Annotated in this window: 19 protein-coding genes; 8 read left to right on the top strand and 11 right to left on the bottom strand. The window is 41.2% G+C overall.

What is annotated here, in order from left to right:
- Positions 1-1,164, top strand: a 1,164-nt coding sequence (locus tag B4F08_RS00885) for a hypothetical protein (protein ID WP_291372504.1), incomplete at its 5' end; no start/stop codon positions are given.
- A 474-nt stretch (positions 1,165-1,638) separates the two neighbouring features.
- Here B4F08_RS00885 and B4F08_RS00880 read toward each other — a convergent pair.
- Positions 1,639-3,258 carry an inorganic phosphate transporter gene (locus B4F08_RS00880; protein ID WP_086208472.1) on the bottom strand — a complete coding sequence of 540 codons (1,620 nt, stop codon included), beginning with the start codon at positions 3,256-3,258 and terminating at the stop codon, positions 1,639-1,641.
- A gap of 427 nt (positions 3,259-3,685) precedes the next feature.
- Here B4F08_RS00880 and metH point away from each other — a divergent pair, with 427 nt between their 5' ends.
- Positions 3,686-7,372, top strand: a complete 3,687-nt coding sequence (gene metH / locus B4F08_RS00875; RefSeq protein WP_291372501.1) for a methionine synthase — start codon at positions 3,686-3,688, stop codon at positions 7,370-7,372.
- A gap of 100 nt (positions 7,373-7,472) precedes the next feature.
- Here the strand turns inward: metH and B4F08_RS00870 are convergent, their stop codons facing one another.
- The 3 genes from B4F08_RS00870 to B4F08_RS00860 are packed head-to-tail and all read right to left on the bottom strand — an operon-like array spanning position 7,473 to position 9,486.
- Entirely contained in the window at positions 7,473-8,948 is a 1,476-nt protein-coding gene (locus B4F08_RS00870; protein ID WP_291372499.1) for a hypothetical protein, read from the bottom strand.
- 14 nt (positions 8,949-8,962) lie between these two features.
- Positions 8,963-9,328 carry an endonuclease domain-containing protein gene (locus B4F08_RS00865; protein ID WP_291372497.1) on the bottom strand — a complete coding sequence of 122 codons (366 nt, stop codon included), beginning with the start codon at positions 9,326-9,328 and terminating at the stop codon, positions 8,963-8,965.
- A 17-nt stretch (positions 9,329-9,345) separates the two neighbouring features.
- The gene (locus B4F08_RS00860; protein ID WP_291372495.1) at positions 9,346-9,486 is read right to left on the bottom strand and encodes a hypothetical protein; all 141 of its coding nucleotides are present in this window, start codon (positions 9,484-9,486) and stop codon (positions 9,346-9,348) included.
- An 11-nt stretch (positions 9,487-9,497) separates the two neighbouring features.
- Here B4F08_RS00860 and B4F08_RS00855 point away from each other — a divergent pair, with 11 nt between their 5' ends.
- Positions 9,498-9,701 (top strand): amino acid transport protein, encoded by a 204-nt coding sequence (locus B4F08_RS00855; protein ID WP_119063548.1) that lies wholly within the window; start codon positions 9,498-9,500, stop codon positions 9,699-9,701.
- A gap of 2 nt (positions 9,702-9,703) precedes the next feature.
- On the opposite strand, the gene B4F08_RS00850 is transcribed toward B4F08_RS00855, so the two are convergent.
- Positions 9,704-10,162, bottom strand: coding sequence for a hypothetical protein (locus B4F08_RS00850; protein ID WP_291372492.1), 459 nt, complete (start codon positions 10,160-10,162; stop codon positions 9,704-9,706).
- Positions 10,163-10,298: 136 nt separating this feature from the next.
- Positions 10,299-11,519, bottom strand: coding sequence for an MFS transporter (locus B4F08_RS00845; RefSeq protein ID WP_291372490.1), 1,221 nt, complete (start codon positions 11,517-11,519; stop codon positions 10,299-10,301).
- A 104-nt stretch (positions 11,520-11,623) separates the two neighbouring features.
- Between B4F08_RS00845 and B4F08_RS00840 the strand changes: the two genes are divergently transcribed.
- Positions 11,624-12,406 (top strand): AraC family transcriptional regulator, encoded by a 783-nt coding sequence (locus tag B4F08_RS00840; RefSeq protein ID WP_151706742.1) that lies wholly within the window; start codon positions 11,624-11,626, stop codon positions 12,404-12,406.
- 11 nt (positions 12,407-12,417) lie between these two features.
- On the opposite strand, the gene def is transcribed toward B4F08_RS00840, so the two are convergent.
- A complete protein-coding gene (gene def / locus B4F08_RS00835) occupies positions 12,418-12,903 on the bottom strand; it encodes a peptide deformylase (protein WP_086208481.1) in 486 nt (161 codons plus the stop codon).
- A 223-nt stretch (positions 12,904-13,126) separates the two neighbouring features.
- Here def and B4F08_RS00830 point away from each other — a divergent pair, with 223 nt between their 5' ends.
- Positions 13,127-14,404 carry an MFS transporter gene (locus B4F08_RS00830; RefSeq protein WP_291372485.1) on the top strand — a complete coding sequence of 426 codons (1,278 nt, stop codon included), beginning with the start codon at positions 13,127-13,129 and terminating at the stop codon, positions 14,402-14,404.
- 71 nt (positions 14,405-14,475) lie between these two features.
- Here B4F08_RS00830 and B4F08_RS00825 read toward each other — a convergent pair whose 3' ends face one another.
- From B4F08_RS00825 to pnuC, 3 genes are all read right to left on the bottom strand, one after another.
- A complete protein-coding gene (locus B4F08_RS00825) occupies positions 14,476-14,985 on the bottom strand; it encodes a DUF2505 family protein (RefSeq protein ID WP_119063552.1) in 510 nt (169 codons plus the stop codon).
- Between the two features lie 135 nt (positions 14,986-15,120).
- Complete coding sequence (locus B4F08_RS00820) at positions 15,121-15,390, bottom strand: hypothetical protein (protein WP_110975095.1); 270 nt, start codon at positions 15,388-15,390, stop codon at positions 15,121-15,123.
- A gap of 8 nt (positions 15,391-15,398) precedes the next feature.
- Positions 15,399-15,974 (bottom strand): nicotinamide riboside transporter PnuC, encoded by a 576-nt coding sequence (gene pnuC / locus B4F08_RS00815; RefSeq protein ID WP_291372483.1) that lies wholly within the window; start codon positions 15,972-15,974, stop codon positions 15,399-15,401.
- A gap of 199 nt (positions 15,975-16,173) precedes the next feature.
- On the opposite strand from pnuC, the gene B4F08_RS00810 reads away from it, so the two are divergent.
- The 3 genes from B4F08_RS00810 to B4F08_RS00800 are packed head-to-tail and all read left to right on the top strand — an operon-like array spanning position 16,174 to position 18,539.
- Complete coding sequence (locus B4F08_RS00810) at positions 16,174-16,971, top strand: crotonase/enoyl-CoA hydratase family protein (RefSeq protein WP_291372481.1); 798 nt, start codon at positions 16,174-16,176, stop codon at positions 16,969-16,971.
- A 50-nt stretch (positions 16,972-17,021) separates the two neighbouring features.
- Positions 17,022-17,936 (top strand): alpha/beta fold hydrolase, encoded by a 915-nt coding sequence (locus tag B4F08_RS00805; protein WP_291372479.1) that lies wholly within the window; start codon positions 17,022-17,024, stop codon positions 17,934-17,936.
- A gap of 18 nt (positions 17,937-17,954) precedes the next feature.
- Positions 17,955-18,539 (top strand): TetR/AcrR family transcriptional regulator, encoded by a 585-nt coding sequence (locus B4F08_RS00800; protein WP_110975091.1) that lies wholly within the window; start codon positions 17,955-17,957, stop codon positions 18,537-18,539.
- A 9-nt stretch (positions 18,540-18,548) separates the two neighbouring features.
- On the opposite strand, the gene B4F08_RS00795 is transcribed toward B4F08_RS00800, so the two are convergent.
- Positions 18,549-19,025, bottom strand: a complete 477-nt coding sequence (locus B4F08_RS00795; RefSeq protein ID WP_171405793.1) for a hypothetical protein — start codon at positions 19,023-19,025, stop codon at positions 18,549-18,551.
- Positions 19,026-19,029: the final 4 nt, after the last annotated feature.

Genomic DNA, 19,029 nt, shown 5'->3' with positions numbered 1-19,029 from the left:
AAAGGCACACAGCTTAAAGGTGAGAGCTTACTCGCTCAAATCCAAATATGGTTAGAGGCTGGGGTGATTGAACCAAGTCATGCCCAAGCACTGATTGCCTGCGTTGAACATCCAGAATGGTTCGATTTATCTGATCGGACCATGGTGCTTTTTGGCGCTGCATCTGAAGCAGGTCCTCTCACATGGTTATCGCAATGGAAAGCCAATATCGTAGCGGTAGATCTACCCAATCCACGCGTATGGGGCAAAATTTTAGACACCATTCAACATGGCAATGCCACCTTATATGCTCCATCTGTTGAAGCATTGAATGCGGATACGCCTGTTTCAGTGTTAAAGGAAAAGCTCGGCGCAAATCTTCTCACGCAGACTCCAGAGATCGCACAGTGGTTAGCACAAAACCCACATCAGTTAGACTTGGCTGCCATTGCGTATCTGGATGGCGAAAAGCATGTTCGTGTTTCTGTGGCAATGGATGCGATTATGCAATATGTCAGCGAACAGAAAGCGGATACCAGTTTGATGTATATGTGTACACCAACCGATGTTTATGCAGTGCCTGAGGAAGTGATCACAGCATCTGAACAAAAATTTAATGGCCGCTCTAAAACGCAACAAATGCTCAGCAAAAGTATTTCAATGCTTAGTAGACAATACTTCTTTAAGAAAAACTTACATGGTTTAGTGAGCTCAGACAATAATAAAGAATACGGTATTGCCGATTGTTTAGTGGTTGAGCAAGGGCCGAACTATGCCTTGGCTAAACGCATTCAGCAGTGGCGCGCAACACTGGCACGCTCACAAGGCCAACGCGTCAGCATCAATATTGCGCCTTCAACTACAACGCACTCTGTCACCAAAAATCCATTGCTTAAAGCAGCATTTAACGGTGCAAGCTTATTTGACGTTGAAGCATTTAAGCCTGAAACAACCAATGCCATTATGGCTGCTCTATGGGTTCATGACCTGCGTAATGCTGAATCTGTAGCGAATCCAGAGGTTAAACTTGAGCATCCTCTAGAACTGATGATGCATGGTGCAAACCACGGCGGACTATGGCGTGTGGCTTATCTGGCAAGAACTGCTCTACCCTTTGCAGCACTATATGGCTTTGCAGCGGACAAGCTCCCACTCGAAAAAGTGTTCGCAAAACGTAAAAAATAAGACTCAAATGCTGCTCTCTTAGGTAGCCATACGGACATAAAACACAACCTCAACTTAGAGACAACCAGTTAAGGAGCCTCCTCTTCATCTCCTTAACTTTTTAACCCTATACTGTGAGGTCTTAGTGTTCCTAAGCTCAATATTGGTCGTTCGTTTATTCCTGCAACGTTTAGGTCTTATTCGCTAAATAAGAAGTGAAGCATCGTAGAAGTAACATTTTGCGGTGCAATGCGCCCCACAGAAAATCTGTTCAATCTATAGATACGAAACAACTTTGCATTACAAAATAGTCCATTTTGAATGCCAATGACTGCATCTTGCACTACGAATAAATGCAATGCTTTTATTTCTGCTCAAATCGTGAGTAGTGTTAGCGTATATTGAATAAAATCGAGAATTGAAAAGAAAATGCCAGTCAGTTTATGAACTGACTGGCATTATGACTTCAAATAACGTTTTTCTTTACATTACAGATTAAACAAACTGTAGGAACAACCAGAACAAACCACCTGATAAACAGATTGTTGCTGGCAGGGTGAAAACCCAAGCCGAAAGAATGGTTCTGACAGTTGCAAAGTTCAGACCTGACTTATTTGCCACCATGGTCCCTGCAACCGCAGAGTTGAGTACATGGGTCGTCGATACAGGCATACCAAAACCATCTGCCGCAGCAATCGTAGTCATCGCCACCAGCTCTGCTGACATGCCTTGACCATAAGTCATATGGTTCTTACCAATACGCTCGCCCACGGTAACTACAATACGCTTCCACCCCACCATTGTTCCTAAGCCAAGTGCAAGTGCCACAGCCACTTTTACCCAGTTTGGAATATACTGAAGGAACGAATCGAGGTTACTACGATATTCTTTAACGGTCTTTTTCTCCGCATCAGACATCGCTGGTAATTGATCTGCCTTATCTAAACGTTTGAAAGCTGTCGTACTTAAGTACATATCATTACGTATAGAAGAAACTTCCGCCTCTGGAATATCTTTTAAATCACCATAATGTCCAACACGTTCACCCAAATGATCAGTCAAACTTGCTAATGCAGGCACAACTTCAGGAGTCATTTCTTTAGTTTGAATATATTGGGTAATGACTGCACGGGCTTTTTCATCAGCGATATCGTCATGCTGAGTATAAATTACATTTGCTGTCTGATTCGAAAGCTGTGCAAATGACTGAATGTGCTGTGAATCCAAATTCTTATTTAAAGAATAAGCCAAAGGCACAATACCAATCAAAATCAGCATGATTAAACCCATACCTTTTTGACCATCATTTGAACCGTGTGCAAAACTTACACCCGTACAGGTAAAAATCAAAATAGCACGAATCAGAGGTGGTGGTGGCTTGTTACCTTCAGGTGGTTGAAATAGTTCAAGTTGACGCTTGAAAATTGTTTTAACCAACAAAAATACGATCGCTGCAAAGGCAAAACCGATCAATGGCGAAAACAATAAAGCCTTGCCGACTTTGATCACTTGATCCATGTCTACACCCGAAGCACCACTGCCTGAATGCATCAGGTAGTTCATAATGCCCACACCCAAGATTGAACCAATCAAAGTGTGTGAACTTGATGCTGGGATACCTAAGAACCATGTCCCCAAGTTCCACAAAATCGCAGCAATCAACATGGCAAACACCATGGCAAACCCTGCACCTGAGCTGACATTCATAATCAACTCAACGGGTAGCAGCGCGATAATACCGTAAGCTACTGCACCACTTGCCACCATAACCCCAAGGAAGTTACAGAAACCTGCCCACATTACCGCAACTGGCGCTGACAGTGCATTGGTATAAATCACCGTTGCCACAGCATTGGCTGTGTCATGGAAACCATTTACAAACTCAAAGCCCAACGCAATGAACAATGCCGTCGCTAAAAGGATTAGAGAGTAAAGATTCAGTGCAGGAACATGCGATAAGTCAGCAGAAAGCTGAAAGCCAATATAAATTAGCGTTGAAATAATGACCGTTAAAAACACCGGCATAAAAAATTTCGGCGTAGGTACGTGCACATTTGTCGACTTGACTTGTGTCACGTGCACCTGATCTTGGACAGGAGGAATATTAGAATTCATGCAGACGGCTAAAGAGGATATCAATATCCCCTATTGTTCAATTTAATTGTGACAATTATATGACAAATGCGTGTCACATGAAGCCAATTTTTTCATAATTGATTCATTTTAGATCAGCAGTAAATCGCCTATAGGCCTTGAAAGCACTGTGCTTGCTTAAAATTTAATTTTTCTGTGCTCATTACGCTGAATTATTTTCTTACATTTGGCTGTGCTGTCTGTAACAATCTGCTCCAATCAATCTTTCCTCATCGCTATTTATTTTCATCTATTAACATAGACGCCCTATATTTCACTTTCGTGAAAACTAAAGCTAAATCAGCCTTTTTTATTTGCAATATAGCGAATACCACTTGAATTAAGCATAAATGAATATGCTTTTCTGCTAAAATATTGCACGTTTTGAAAACCTGTTTGTGAGTTTTGAATGTCTACACTTGCCACCTTAAAAGCACTTCTTGCCGAGCGCATCCTCATTATTGACGGTGCAATGGGCACCATGATTCAGCGTCATAAGCTCGAAGAAGAAGATTATCGTGGTGAACGTTTTGCAGACTGGGCATCTGACTTAAAAGGCAACAATGACCTTTTGGTACTGACACAGCCACAGATTATCCAAGGGATTCATGAAGCTTACCTCGATGCTGGCGCAGACATCATTGAAACCAACAGTTTCAATGGCACACGTGTTTCAATGTCGGACTATCACATGGAAGACCTCGTTCCCGAGATCAACCGTGAAGCAGCGCGCCTAGCACGTGCGGCATGTGACAAATATTCAACACCAGATAAACCACGTTTCGTTGCAGGTGTACTCGGCCCAACCTCACGTACCTGTTCAATTTCACCAAATGTAAATGATCCTGCATTTCGTAATATTACTTTCGATGAACTGAAAGAAAATTACATCGAAGCCACTCATGCCTTGATCGAAGGTGGTGCAGACATCATCTTGATTGAAACCGTGTTCGATACATTGAACTGTAAAGCTGCGATCTTTGCAGTCAAAGAAGTGTTCAAACAACTTGGTCATGAACTTCCACTCATGATTTCGGGCACGATTACCGATGCATCAGGTCGTACCTTAACGGGTCAAACCGCTGAGGCTTTCTGGAACTCGGTTCGCCACGGTGATTTACTTTCAATTGGTTTTAACTGTGCGCTCGGTGCAGATGCGATGCGTCCACACGTAAAAACCATTGCTGATGTTGCTGATACTTTTGTATCTGCCCATCCAAATGCAGGCTTACCAAATGCTTTTGGTGAATATGACGAAACGCCTGAACAAACAGCAGCGTTCATCAAAGAATTTGCTGAAAGTGGTTTAATCAATATTACAGGGGGTTGCTGTGGTACCACGCCTGATCATATCCGTGCCATTTACAATGCGGTTAAAGATATAAAACCACGCCAAATTCCTGAAACAAAACCTGCATGTCGTTTAAGCGGTTTAGAACCATTTAATATTTATGATGACTCACTCTTTGTCAATGTGGGTGAACGTACTAACGTTACAGGTTCAAAAAAATTCCTACGCCTCATCCGTGAAGAAAAATTTGCCGAAGCCTTAGAAGTGGCACAGCAACAGGTCGTTGCAGGCGCACAAATTATCGACATTAACATGGATGAAGGGATGCTCGATTCGCAAAATGCGATGGTACATTTCCTCAATCTAGTTGCATCTGAGCCAGATATCTCTCGTGTACCGATCATGATTGACTCATCGAAATGGGAGATCATCGAAGCAGGCTTAAAATGCGTACAAGGTAAACCTGTCGTGAACTCGATTTCCTTAAAAGAAGGTTATGACGAGTTTGTCGAAAAAGCACGTTTATGTCGCCAGTATGGTGCTGCGATTATTGTCATGGCCTTTGATGAAACGGGTCAAGCAGATACGGCTGCACGCAAACGTGAAATCTGTAAACGTTCTTATGATGTTTTGGTCAATGAAGTGGGCTTCCCTGCTGAAGATATTATTTTTGACCCGAACGTGTTTGCAGTCGCAACAGGGATTGAAGAACATAATAACTATGGCGTCGATTTTATTGAAGCTACAGGTTGGATCAAACAAAACTTACCACATGCCATGATTTCAGGCGGCGTATCCAACGTATCGTTCTCATTCCGAGGTAATGAACCTGTACGTGAAGCGATTCACTCTGTGTTCCTCTACTATGCCATTAAGCAAGGCATGACCATGGGTATCGTCAACGCAGGTCAAATGGCGATTTATGATGATATTCCAAAAGAACTTAAAGATGCGGTTGAAGATGTTGTACTGAACCAAAACCAAGGTGAATCAGGTCAAAACGCAACAGAGAAATTACTTGAAGTCGCAGAAAAGTTCCGTGGTCATACTGGCGCACAACGTGAAGCTGAAAACCTTGAATGGCGCAATGAAACGGTTGAAAAACGTCTCGAATATGCCTTAGTCAAAGGTATTACCACTTATATTGATGAAGATACCGAAGAAGCCCGTTTAAAAGCCAAACGTCCTCTTGATGTGATTGAAGGCGCATTGATGGATGGCATGAACGTGGTTGGTGACCTGTTCGGTTCAGGCAAAATGTTCTTGCCGCAAGTAGTGAAATCTGCACGCGTGATGAAACAAGCCGTGGCATGGTTGAACCCGTACATCGAAGCCGAAAAAGGTAATGCGCAATCTAAAGGTCGTGTGTTAATGGCAACGGTGAAAGGTGATGTACATGATATTGGTAAAAATATCGTGGGCGTGGTCTTGGGCTGTAATGGTTATGACATCGTTGACCTCGGCGTAATGGTGCCGTGTGAAAAAATCTTGCAAACGGCAATTGATGAAAAATGTGACATCATCGGCTTATCTGGGTTGATCACGCCATCTTTAGATGAAATGGTGTTTGTTGCCAAAGAAATGCAGCGTAAAGGTTTTACTATTCCTTTATTGATTGGTGGTGCAACCACATCGAAAGCCCATACCGCAGTGAAAATTGATCCACAATATTCAAATGATGCAGTGATTTATGTTGCCGATGCCTCTCGTGCAGTGGGTGTTGCAACCACCCTACTCTCAAAAGAAATGCGCGGTAACTTTATTGCTGAGCATCGTGCTGAATATGCCAAGATTCGTGAACGCTTAGCCAATAAGCAACCGAAAGCAGCTAAACTCAGCTATGCCGAATCCATTGAAAACGGCTTTAAAGTCGATGCGAATTATGTACCACCGATTCCAAATACAATGGGAACACACGTCCTCACCAACTACCCACTTGCAACATTGGTGGAGTATTTTGACTGGACACCATTCTTTATTTCTTGGAGCTTGGCAGGTAAATTCCCGAAAATCTTAGAAGATGAGATTGTCGGTGAAGCTGCAACGGATTTGTATAATCAAGCGCAAGCCATGCTTAAAGATGTGATCGAAAATAACCGTTTCGATGCCCGTGCTGTATTTGGTCTATACCCTGCTCAACGTACAGGTGCAGATACAGTCAGCGTGTTTGATGAAACAGCGCAGAATGTCACGCATACTTTTGAACATTTGCGTCAGCAGTCTGACAAAGTCACAGGCAAACCAAACTTATCTTTAGCCGACTTTATTAGCACATCGAAAGACAATACTGACTATCTCGGTGGTTTCACGGTATCAATCTTTGGTGCAGAAGAATTGGCAAATGAATATAAAGCCAAAGGTGATGATTATTCTGCAATCTTGATTCAGTCTTTAGCGGATCGTTTTGCCGAAGCTTTTGCCGAGCATTTGCATGAGCGTATCCGTAAAGAGTTCTGGGGCTATAAAGCCGATGAGACTTTGGGTAATGAAGAATTGATCAAAGAAAAGTATGTCGGTATTCGTCCTGCACCAGGTTATCCTGCTTGTCCTGAGCATTCTGAAAAAGCAGTGTTGTTTGACTGGTTAGGTTCGGAAGCGAAGATTGGTACGAAGTTGACTGAACATTTTGCGATGATGCCACCTTCTTCTGTCAGTGGTTTCTATTATTCGCACCCTGAAAGTGAATACTTTAATGTAGGCAAGATTTCTCAAGATCAGCTTGAGGATTATGCAAAGCGCAAAGGCTGGACACTGGATGAAGCGAAGCGTTGGTTAGCACCGAATTTGGATGATTCGATTGTTTAATTAATCTCCCCTAACCCCTCTTTAAAAAAGAGGGGAACTTTTGCGTATCAAATGAATTACGTGACAGCTCCTCCCTTTTTCAAAGGGAGGTTGGGAGGGATTAGACAAAGTCAGAAATAAGAGGGCTTTTAGCAGTATCGAACTTAAATCCAATTTTATTGGATCCGATTAGCCATGCATACTTTATCAAATAACCATTATCATAATAATATTTAAATGGATTAATTTTCAATTTATCATCAAAAAAGCATTCCTCCTCAAATGCCTTAAAATCCATTTTACCTACCATTAAGTCTAGGAAAGATTGAATAGAAATTAATACATCATAGTTACTTATAATTTTTTCAAATTTTTTATTTCGTTCTTCAGAACACTTCAAATTGAAATAATAATCCTCTTTGTATTCGTCATGATCAACCCAAATACTAACCAATTTTCCAGATGTGATGTAAAGGAACATATTATTTTTTTCATATACCATCAGGTTCTTATAACCAGCTAAAATACTTTGTATTTCTCTCAAACTAAAACTATAAGTTGCTTCAGTTTTGTTAGACTCCACTTTAAATCCTATAGATCCTGTTCCATATTTATTTTCTGATAATAATAAATTTTTTGCATTTCCAGGTGATCTTATTACCTCAGGTAAACTTTCAACAACTTTTCCGAATATTTTTTCCAAGTCTTGCTTTTTTATTATATTCGAACAATAAACTCTATATTTAACATCAATTCCTCTTTCATATATTCCTATTTTATTTTCGATCCAAATTCCAACAATAAATCCGATTTTCTTTTTTTGTCTTAAGTAAAAATTACAGACGGATTCAAAAGTTGAATATCGTCTACCACCATAATTTTTTTGTTTAAAAAGTTGATAATCACCATCACATACAATAAAACCTTTAAAACCATTATAAAATTCTATCTGCTTGTAATGCTTACTAAGTGTGTTATATATAGTTGTATTTCTATCATCTTCTGATACTGTATAACTTGCATGATGAGCAGTAGAGAACTGATCATTCAAACTAACTCTTAAACTAAAACATAATCCCTTATACTCACCTAAATCTTTAAAATCATAATTTAATTGATCTAATTTGAGTTTATTTTTAACATAATTATGAAAACAACCTGAAATATCTTTGGGCAATTTCAAACCAATTGATTTGCCATTCCTATTTTCAGTGAAAGTATCCTCAACATCTATATGGCATGAAAATTTGCTTAATCCTAGACTTGAGAAGTGTTGGTAAATCAATAATTGTAACTCTCCAACCCTATTATTATCATGCTTATTGTGATCAGAAACACATTTAATATCTGCTAAGAAGTCCAAGTTATTATTGGAAAAAAGTATATCTGGCTTCGAGTTAGTACCATATCCACTATAATCTTTTTCTAAATCAACATTTCCTAATTTAGATAATTCAGCGGCAATAACTATTTCCCACATCGCATCTAATGCTTGTTTGTCCTTTGAATTAAGCATCATTAGCAGTTGTTTGAGATTTCTATTTTTATCTCTTATTAAATCAATACATTCCTGAATATAAAGTCTTGAAAAAATCATAATTTACGTAATACTTATCTGTTTAATTCATTTTCTAATAGTATGATGATTTGTTCAACCACCACATCAATCTCCCCCAACACCTGTCCATTATCAAGCCTCAGCACGTTCAATCCCAACTGCGCCAAAGCTTGATCTCTCGCCCGATCAGCTTCCAATCCTTCTACTGTATAATGCTGCCCACCATCACATTCAATAACCAAACTCACTGATGGACAGTAAAAATCCACAATAAAATTAAGAATCGGTTTTTGTCGATAAAACTGTAATCCTAAAATTTGTTTACGGCGTAATCTCTGCCATAACAGTTGTTCAGCATCGGTCATATTGTTTCGCAAATCACGCGAGGCTTGTTTTAAGTTCTTATTGTAAGGTTGCATCTAAATTCTCTTTATTTTTAAATATAGGAAATACATGCCTTGTCTAAGCATATCGCTTGGAACAAATACTGCTCTATACGCCCTAAAGAATAATCTTTATTTTTCTCATCTTCTTTTAAGAATCTTGGCATAATATCCGCCAGAGAATAACAATGCACGAAACATCCTCATGAACACAACACAACTCTTTCTCGGTGTGATCTTTAGCTCAATTGGCTTAGGCTATTTTCTGTATGGCAAAAAGCAAAAAATGACCATACCTTTAACTGTCGGTCTAGTTTTAATGATTTTCCCTTATTTTATTGAAAGTAACGCATTACTAAGTGGTATCGGCTTACTTTTGTCTATTGTTCCGTATTTTTTACGCTTTTAATGTCACTCAAAATTAAGCTGTTCGAATTGAATCTCCACCACATTCCAGTGGTGCATCATCTCTCGTAGTACAATAAAGTAAATCAAACTAGAAAGACCATCATCAGCCACTTGAGACACATAGTACTCCCTGCGCTCAACAAAGGTATTGAAAGCACTTTCAAGTTGCACACGGTCAAGTTGCTGCTGATCTGGAAAAAATAATGCTAAAACCCTTTGGAATAAGCCATCTGAAGTCACGGCAGTCTTAGGTTGGGCATACTTCATCTGAACGGATTCTAACAACTCTTCAATCACATAAATCATCGACTCAATCGCAAGCTCATCCAACAACCCATGGCGCATACTGTTTGACTGTATAAAGCTTAAACCTTGATCTAGCTGGATATGCTGTCCATCCATTTCAAATGCAAGCTGATCTAGGCCGAATGAAAACTTGAGTACACCATTCAGATCAGTCATCGCTTCAATACTCCAAAGTCAAAGCACATACATTCAATGCCGTTATTACCAATCATAATCATCAGGCCGAAATGCAATCGCGCCATCTTCGTTTGATAAGATAGCGCGATTGAAACTGAAGGTCAGCAGTATTTCGTTAGTTTGCTTGCGTCTTCGGTAAAAAGAAGGTTGCTAAACCAAGTAACGGCAATAACGAACACACGCCAAACACCCATTCAATGCCTTTGACGTCAGCCAAATATCCTAAACCTGCTGCGGCAATACCACTTACACCAAACATTAAACCAAACATCAAACCTGCAATCATGCCAACCCGTCCAGGAACGGCTTCTTGTGCATAGACCACCATTGCAGCAAAGGCAGAGGACAGTACTAAACCGGTGATAATCGAGAGTACGGTCGTCCAAAATAAATTGGCATGTGGCATCATCAACGCAAACGGCGCCATGCCGACAAAAGACACCCAAATCACCGCTTTACGCCCAATTCGGTCTCCAATCGGCCCACCTGCAAATGTCCCCAGAGCCACCGCCGCTAAAAAGGCAAAGAGGTGCAACTGTGCATTTTGTAAACTGAGCTGAAACTTATGCATTAAATAAAAAGTGAAATAGTTACTGATGCTGGCGATGTAAGTAAATTTGGCAAACATCAACACGCAAATGGTCGACAACGCGATGACGAGTTGGCGCCCATGCAGTTTGCTTTGCACTTGATGCGCTTTGGTCGCCAATTGTTTTTTATTGTGGCTGATGCTCCAACGGCTGACACCAAACAGCACCCAAATTGCAAGTAAGGCAAATACAATTAACCATGCCACGGCATGCTGTCCGAAAGGCACAATAATCAACGCTGCCAATAAAGGCCCAATCGCGGTACCTGTATTGCCACCGACCTGAAAGGTCGATTGGGCTGTACCAAAACGTCCGCCCGAAGCCATACGCGCCACACGTGATGCTTCAGGGTGAAAGGTCGATGAACCCACACCAATCAACGCCGAAGCCATGAGCAGTACAATAAAATTTGGTGAAAATGCCAACAGCAAAATACCACTAAAAGTCACCACCATACCGAGTGGTAGCAGATAAGGTTTCGGATGTTTATCGGTATAGAGTCCAATCCAAGGTTGCAGTAGCGATGCTGTGATTTGATAAACCAATGAAATCAATCCCACTTGTGCAAAGCTTAAGGAGAAATTGGTTTTCAGCATCGGGTAAATAGCTGGCAAAACGGCTTGAATCAAGTCATTCAGTAGATGTGCAACAGCCACCGCTCCCACAATTTTAATGATCATGCCTTGTGGTTGTTCATGAACCACAGCCTCACCAATACCATCTTTCATCTGTATTGAAGACGTCATACCGCACAAACTCCGTGTATTTTTCATCAAGCATTGATTGTAAAATGTCATTCATAAGACTATCTTCCAATAATCATTGTATAAGTGACAAATTTAAAACACGCATGCCAAACTCACTGATTCAAACTGAAATGTCTGAACTGGTCATTGGACTTTCTTCTGAACACACTTATCGGGAGATCACTCCTGCACATACCCATTCACGGGCACAGTTTCTATATGCTTCGACAGGAATGATTCAAGTGTTTACCCCAAATCATGTCTGGATCGTGCCACCGATGTGCGCGCTATGGATTCCGACCCATGTTGAGCATAGTGTGATTTCATTAAGCCGTGTAAAGCTTAATACGGCATTGGTTCAGGCCGATGCGGCTGCACTGCTGGGACAACAATGTTTTATTATTCGGGTCAGTAAGTTATTGCATGAACTCTTGATTCGGCTCAATGCAATTGAACACATTCCCCCCTCCGAACTGATCAGCTCAGATGAACTGTCTCGATCTTTACAGATTTTAATTTTTGATGAAATTCATAAGGCCAATCTGTTGCCCATTCAAATTCCGTGGCCACAAGACAAGCGTTTAATGAATATTTGCCAAGCCCTATTAAGTCGACCCGATCAATTAAAAGATTTAAGTGCGTGGGCAGATGAAATTGGCACCAGTTCCAGAACCTTGATGCGTATGTTTCAAAAGGAAACGGGACTGTCTTATCGGGCATGGATTCAGCAAATGCATATTGCTCAAGCGCTCACAAAAATTGCCAATGGTGAATCCGTTGCGCGAATTGCAAGAGCTCTTGGCTATAGCAATCCGAGTGCGTTTAGTAGCATGTTTAAACGTCACTTAGGACAAACCCCGCAACAGTTTAAATATAAAGACGAATAGCTGTTTTTACTTTAAGCGGTGAGTCGATCGACAAATAAAATACCATTGAGATGATCTATTTCATGTTGCACAATCCGCGCAGGGAAGCCTTCAAAAATGCTTTCTAGCACCTCTCCCGTTAAGGTGTGATACACCACTTTAATACTTTGCGCACGCTGTACCTGACCGCGTTCATTCGGCACGCTTAAACAGCCCTCTTCCCCCAAGGACGTTGCTTGAGAAAACTCTAGAATTTCGGGATTGACCATCACCACTGCATCCATTTCAGGCGCATCTGGATAACGCAAATTTGGACGTGAAGCCACAATAATGACCCGCTTTGAAATATACACTTGCGGTGCTGCAATACCTACACCATTTCGTTCAAGCATAGTCGCCAACATGACTGACGCCAGTTGCATAAGCCAATCACTATTAAATTCTGTATCCGCAACACGGGCGGCTTTCAGTCTTAAAACCTCTTCCCCTCGTTGTGCAACAGGTAAAATGACACTCATACTCAAATCCTAAATTTTTATATCTATTTATTTCTTTTTATACCATAAGCTTTTTATTTTATTGCAGTTACTTTTACTCTTTATATTTTATGACTAAAAATAATGAACACGAACACATCTATAATTTTTAGTTAATATGCAGCAAAGAAAGATTGATTATTCATCCAAAAAAGACTTTATTAAAATCAAATACAAACTTTTATTTAACTTTGGAAATACACACATGGATGCAACACCACGACTGACCCGAGAAGACAAACGTACCCTTGGGTTGTCATCATTGGGTGGTGCACTTGAGTTCTATGACTTTGTTATTTATGTTTTTTACGCCAAAATTATCTCTGAACTTTTCTTCCCAACTGGACTTAGTCCATTTTGGGCGATGCTGAATACTTACGGTATTTTTGCCGCAGGTTACTTCTTCCGTCCACTTGGCGGTGTAGTCATGGCGCACTTTGGCGATCTCATCGGTCGCAAGCGTCTATTTAGCTTATCTATTTTGCTCATGGCTTTGCCGACACTGATGATCGGGGTCATGCCAACTTTTGAAACGATTGGTTATGCTGCACCACTGCTTTTGCTCCTTATGCGGGTGGTACAAGGCATCGCGATTGGTGGAGAAATTCCAGCGGCATGGACATTTGTTTCTGAGCATGTTCCTGCTGAAAAAATTGGTTTTGCCAATGGCTTGCTCACGGCTGGTTTGTCACTTGGCATTCTTCTTGGCGCTTTAATGTCGCTGTTTATTTCCCTTCAGTTTAGTGAAGCTGCAATTCATGATTGGGCTTGGCGTATCCCGTTTATTGTGGGGGGTATTTTTGGCTTAGTGGCCTTGTATTTACGCAGTTATTTAAAAGAAACACCCGTATTCAAAGCCATGCAAGCACGCAAAGAGCTATCCAAAGAAATACCTGTTAAACAAGTCTTAGCCAATCATAAAACAGCGGTAGTTATTGGCATGCTCCTAACATGGTTCTTAACCGCTTGCGTGGTGGTACTGATTTTGGCCATGCCAAACTTATTAGCGGGTGCCTTTGGCTTTGCGCGTGGTGATGCTTTTCAAATGCAAAGTGCTGCAATCATCATGCAAATGTTAGGTTGTATACTCGCTGGGACATTGGCAGATCGTTTGGGTGCAGCCAAGGTTTTGATTTTTGGCTCGCTCGGTGTCGCTACTATTGCAACCATTTTCTATCACAGTTTGGGTGTGGTCAGTCCAAATACGGTGTTTGCGCTGTATATTCTGTTAGGATTTTTTTCAGGCACGGTTGGACTTGTGTCCTATAGTATGGTCAAGATGTTCCCTGCACCGATCCGTTTCTCGGGGATTTCGTTTTCCTACAATGTCGCCTATGCCATTGCAGGAGGCATTACACTGCCTTTGGTTCAATGGCTCAGTCTCTATAGCAAGATTGGGGCGATGTATTATATTTGGCTGGTCTGTTTGGTTTGCTTCTTCACAGCTTGGGTTTATCGAGCTCAGTTCGAGGCAAAACACTAAAATGATAAAACCCTTCAATCGAAGGGTTTTCTTTTTATGCAACCTACTTTGAAAACATGTGGTCAAAACCTTTAGCTTAATGTTTCTGCGTGCAGATTTTGGCGCAGTTCATCTTCAACAATATCAAGCTCGATTTGGCTAAACTTCCGAATTTCACCTTCGGCATGTTTTTCTAACATACCGCCAATTAATGGTACTTTCACTTTTACCGTCCACTCCATTTGAAAATGGATCTGTTCATCATTGCCTGACACACTACGTTGGCAACTCGCTTCAAGAGGTAAATTCGGATCTAAGCGCACTTCTGAACTCAGTGCAGTTAAATTACTTACATCGGTACGATGTAAACGAAACGCATCTTTTAAAAATTTCTTCGCAATATCGGGAATGTTGACATCCAAATTATACGCACGCTTGAGGGTATAAATATCGCCGACTTTATTCGACTCCAAAATTTCCAACTTCTCACCTGGAATACGACGACAAACATTTTCATGTAAGTTGATATCGGCTGCGAGTCGACGGAAATCATCCAATGAAACACCGTTGATGGTGGCATTGACGACAAACTGATGTGCCATAGCATTAAATCCTTTATTTTTTTGTTTTTGTAACCATCCATGCCCAGATCAGGACTGAAAAATTGGAGCTCGTTATCCTGTAGAAAGATCAAGCATAGACGATGATCCAGCACCGACTATACCGTGATCTGGATATCAATGTGTGCCATTCTGTATGACAATATGCTCTGCTATATGAATAAAAACCACGCGCTCAAAACAGGCCAAGCGAATATCAAAATGCTCTGCCCCATCATCTAGCCCTGTAACCGCCCAACTGGCGCTGCTAGGCAGGTTTTTTAACCATGTCGCCTGATAAAAATCTGCAACTGAAGTAAAGTCCAAGTATTCCTTTGGGCTCGCTTTTAAACGTTCGATGACTGACTCAAATTGAGCCAATTGTGTTTGTTTAAAATCAATCAACATGCCCAAACCTAGGTACTTTTCAACTGTTGTTTATGACGTACCTGTGTCCATTGCCACCATCCAAAAGCCGCTAAGCCAACAAAGCCTGCATATAAGCCTGCGGTCAAGAACAAGTCTTTATAAATAAACATGCCCACATAAACAATGTCGACAAAGACCCACAGCACCCATGTCGCAATATGTTTACGACTGGTCCAATAAGTCGCCAACAGACTAAATGCTGCGAGCTGTGCATCCAGTAGCGGTACAGCAGCATCGGTCAAATACTTTAAGCTCAAACCAAATACTGCACCAGCCGCAGCGGCAAGTAGCATTTGCAAAATCACTTGCCGAGCTGTAATCGGTTCAATCCGAATCTCATGATCTTGCTGTTTGCCTTTGAACCAGTGATAAAATCCATAAAAGTTCACCACCACAAAGAAAAATTGCAAAATGGTTTCGCCATACAACTTATAGGTATAAAACAAATAGGCATATAACAAGAAAGCAACAAAGTTAAACCACCAACACCACATATTGCGTTTAATGGTCAAAGTCACCCCAATCAAGCTAATGATGACGGCAAATATTTCAAGGTTGGACATAGTCAGACTGACATGAGAACAATGCTGCTATTATGAAAAAAACACCACGAAAGGCAAGATAATTTCGTCCAATCTTACCTTCTACTTATTTGCGTGTATGTCTGACCTAACTGCTGAGTCACAGAATATATACGGATACGCTTTGACAGTTTTCTAACAATCGTTTAAAAACTTATAAAACGAAAGAGGAATAATCAAAATGTCAGAACAACAAGGGCGTGTCAGTCGCGAAGTGCGTGGCTCGTTATTTTTAATTGGTCTAGACCGTGCAGCTAAACGTAATGCTTTTGATAGCTATATGATTCATGACTTATCCTTAGCACTCACTGAATATGAAGATGATCCTGCCCTACGCTGTGCGGTGATTTTTGCTCATGGTGAACACTTTACTGCTGGCTTAGATCTGGTTGAACTACAGCCAAAATTAAGCCAAGGTATTTTCGACTTTCCTGCGTCGCAAATTAATCCTTGGGGCACCAGTTCCAGACTGCGGACTAAACCCGTTGTGGTCGCAGTACAGGGCTTTTGCTTTACCGCTGGAATTGAGCTGATGCTCAATGCCGATGTGGTGATTGCAGATACCAATACACAGTTTGCCCAAATGGAAGTTCAGCGCGGCATTTTACCCTTTGGCGGTGCAACAGTACGTTTTGTACAAGCAGCAGGCTGGAATAAAGCTATGCGTTATCTACTCACAGGGGATAGCTTCAATGCGCATGTAGCTCTCGATCTGAACTTAATTACCGAGGTTGTAGAAACATCCACGCCAAATTCTGCACTAGACCGAGCACTTACCCTTGCCGAGTCAATTGCACAGGCTGCTCCACTTGCCGTTCAAGCCACGCTTGCTTCTGCACAACAGGCAGCACAACACGGCGCAGACTATGCCTTTAGCCATTTACAAGAGCACCTAACGCCTTTGCTAAAAACTCAAGATGTTCAAGAAGGTGTCATGGCCATGTTACAACGACGTCCTGCCCAATTCTCAGGAAAATAAGCAGTGCAAAATTACCGCCATTTTTATTTTCAACTTTAAAAGAGCCTGTTATGCATGCCACAGCCCGCTTAAACACACATCAAATTGAGAAGCAAACCATTCATTTTTCCGCACGGGATGCTTATGCACTGGTGGGAACACTCTATCGTGCTCAAGGCCCTATCAAAGCAAACTTAATTCTTGCCAGCGCAACAGGCGTACCACAGCAGTTCTATCGTCGCTTTGCCGAGTATGCAGTCACTTTAGGTTATCAAGTCCTAACTTTTGATTATCGCGGTGTGGGGCTTTCTGCACCGAAGCAGTTAAAAGGTTTTAGTATGTCCTATTTAGACTGGGGACAATTGGACTTATCTGGTGCAATTGACTTCGTCGCACAAGACGGTAAACCCATTTTTGTGGTTGGGCATTCCTATGGTGGCCAAGCCTTAGGTTTAACCGATAATCATGACCAAGTTACTGCGATGTATTGCTTCGGTACAGGTGCAGGTTGGCATGGCTACATGCCGTTTCGTGAGAAGATGAAAGTCCATGTGATGTGGAATATTATTTTCCCACCCATGGTTGCACTTAAGGGTTATTTACCTTGGAGCATACTCAAAATGGGGGCAGATTTACCTGTCGATGTTTACACGCAGTGGCGAAAGTGGTGTAAAAATCCGACCTACTTTTTTGCAGACCCTGAACAACAGCATTTACTGGAACAGTATGCTCAGGTAAAGACCCCAATCTATGCTGTTTCAGCACTGGATGATGACTGGGCTCTACCCAACTCAAGGCATGCGTTTATGCAACATTATCGACAGGCATATCTGCACTATCTCAACATTGAAGCCAGTGAATATGGCTTGAAAGAAATTGGGCACATGGGATATTTCCGTCAAGGTGCTGAAAACATTTGGGATAACATGCTGAATACTTTTGATCGCTATCTATCATCTTCACCACACACCACTACGAAACTCTAAACGGAATACCAAATACCTATGCGCCCGCAAAAACTCAGCAAAGAGCAAATCCAGCTCCACTGTATGCAAACTTTTAAAACACATGGTTATGCAGGCACCAGTATGGATTTGTTGGCAAAATCTTGTGGGCTGAGTAAAGCCGCTTTTTATTATTATTATCCCAATAAAGAAGCATTGCTTTTGGATATTTTAGACGTTAGCCAACAGTATTTAAAAAACCGAGTCTTTAATATTTTAAAAAATAATCAAATCGAGTATTGCGGCCGCTTTGAACACCTCCATCAACAAGCCGTAACCTTTTTTAGTACAGGTGTACAAGGCTGTTTGGTGGGTATGCTGTCTTTAGAAATTCCTCATTTATCTGAAACAATACAGCTCAAGATTCGCTCTATTTTTCAAGACTGGGAAACCTCACTTTTTGACTATTTCCACCAAGTCATGCCTACGGTAAACGCAGCTTCTTTGGCCAAAATCAGTGTTGCCGATTATGAAGGGGCGATTTTAATGACGCGTTTAAACCAAGATGACTTTTATTTGACCCATGTTGCCGAACGAATTCTCAAACAGTTATCTATGGCGATACTCAACATTGAGCGCGCATAAGCAAAATCGTTAATCTCGAGTCCGATGGCTTTTTTTGTGCTCTCGCCCACTACGGTCAATATGTGTATAAAACATACCATAACGGCTCACATAATATTCCAATGACTGATCGTAAAAACTCCAAAAAATCGACCATTCGTTTAAGTCCATTTTACGGATTTGAGTCTGGGTTTTTGCAGGCATTTTAACCAACAAAGTACTTTGCATCAGTTCTGCATCTTCCTCAGCACTTAACAAAATCGCTTGATCTAAAAACAAGCTTGCAACATCATCAAACAGCACTTGTTCATAGGCATCAATTTCAATCACACGTTCAACTTGAGCATCACTTTCAATTTGGGTTGTCATCTGCGCTGATTGAACTTGCAACTCAGTTTCCTTTTTTTGCCGTTTTAAAAAACGCTGCTTTTTCTGAATTTTGATAACAATAATAGATGCTGCAACCAAAGCAATGAGTATGCAAATCATCAATAAAAAAGTTGCCATTCCC

Origin of the sequence: Acinetobacter sp. UBA6720, assembly GCF_002454215.1 — a bacterium.
Lineage (GTDB): Bacteria > Pseudomonadota > Gammaproteobacteria > Pseudomonadales > Moraxellaceae > Acinetobacter.
The sequence above is the reverse complement of the archived record's forward strand: the minus strand, read 5'-3'. Positions and strand labels throughout refer to the sequence as shown.

Coding starts and splice junctions, on each gene's coding strand:
- B4F08_RS00800 (WP_110975091.1), top strand. CDS start 17,955: ATGCGCCCGCAAAAACTCAGCAAAGAGCAAATCCAGCTCCACTGTATG.
- B4F08_RS00845 (WP_291372490.1), bottom strand. CDS start 11,519: ATGACGTCTTCAATACAGATGAAAGATGGTATTGGTGAGGCTGTGGTT.
- B4F08_RS00840 (WP_151706742.1), top strand. CDS start 11,624: ATGCCAAACTCACTGATTCAAACTGAAATGTCTGAACTGGTCATTGGA.
- B4F08_RS00870 (WP_291372499.1), bottom strand. CDS start 8,948: ATGATTTTTTCAAGACTTTATATTCAGGAATGTATTGATTTAATAAGA.
- B4F08_RS00865 (WP_291372497.1), bottom strand. CDS start 9,328: ATGCAACCTTACAATAAGAACTTAAAACAAGCCTCGCGTGATTTGCGA.
- pnuC (WP_291372483.1), bottom strand. CDS start 15,974: ATGTCCAACCTTGAAATATTTGCCGTCATCATTAGCTTGATTGGGGTG.
- def (WP_086208481.1), bottom strand. CDS start 12,903: ATGAGTGTCATTTTACCTGTTGCACAACGAGGGGAAGAGGTTTTAAGA.
- B4F08_RS00820 (WP_110975095.1), bottom strand. CDS start 15,390: ATGTTGATTGATTTTAAACAAACACAATTGGCTCAATTTGAGTCAGTC.
- B4F08_RS00850 (WP_291372492.1), bottom strand. CDS start 10,162: ATGACTGATCTGAATGGTGTACTCAAGTTTTCATTCGGCCTAGATCAG.
- B4F08_RS00805 (WP_291372479.1), top strand. CDS start 17,022: ATGCATGCCACAGCCCGCTTAAACACACATCAAATTGAGAAGCAAACC.
- B4F08_RS00810 (WP_291372481.1), top strand. CDS start 16,174: ATGTCAGAACAACAAGGGCGTGTCAGTCGCGAAGTGCGTGGCTCGTTA.
- B4F08_RS00855 (WP_119063548.1), top strand. CDS start 9,498: ATGAACACAACACAACTCTTTCTCGGTGTGATCTTTAGCTCAATTGGC.
- metH (WP_291372501.1), top strand. CDS start 3,686: ATGTCTACACTTGCCACCTTAAAAGCACTTCTTGCCGAGCGCATCCTC.
- B4F08_RS00880 (WP_086208472.1), bottom strand. CDS start 3,258: ATGAATTCTAATATTCCTCCTGTCCAAGATCAGGTGCACGTGACACAA.
- B4F08_RS00825 (WP_119063552.1), bottom strand. CDS start 14,985: ATGGCACATCAGTTTGTCGTCAATGCCACCATCAACGGTGTTTCATTG.
- B4F08_RS00795 (WP_171405793.1), bottom strand. CDS start 19,025: ATGGCAACTTTTTTATTGATGATTTGCATACTCATTGCTTTGGTTGCA.
- B4F08_RS00830 (WP_291372485.1), top strand. CDS start 13,127: ATGGATGCAACACCACGACTGACCCGAGAAGACAAACGTACCCTTGGG.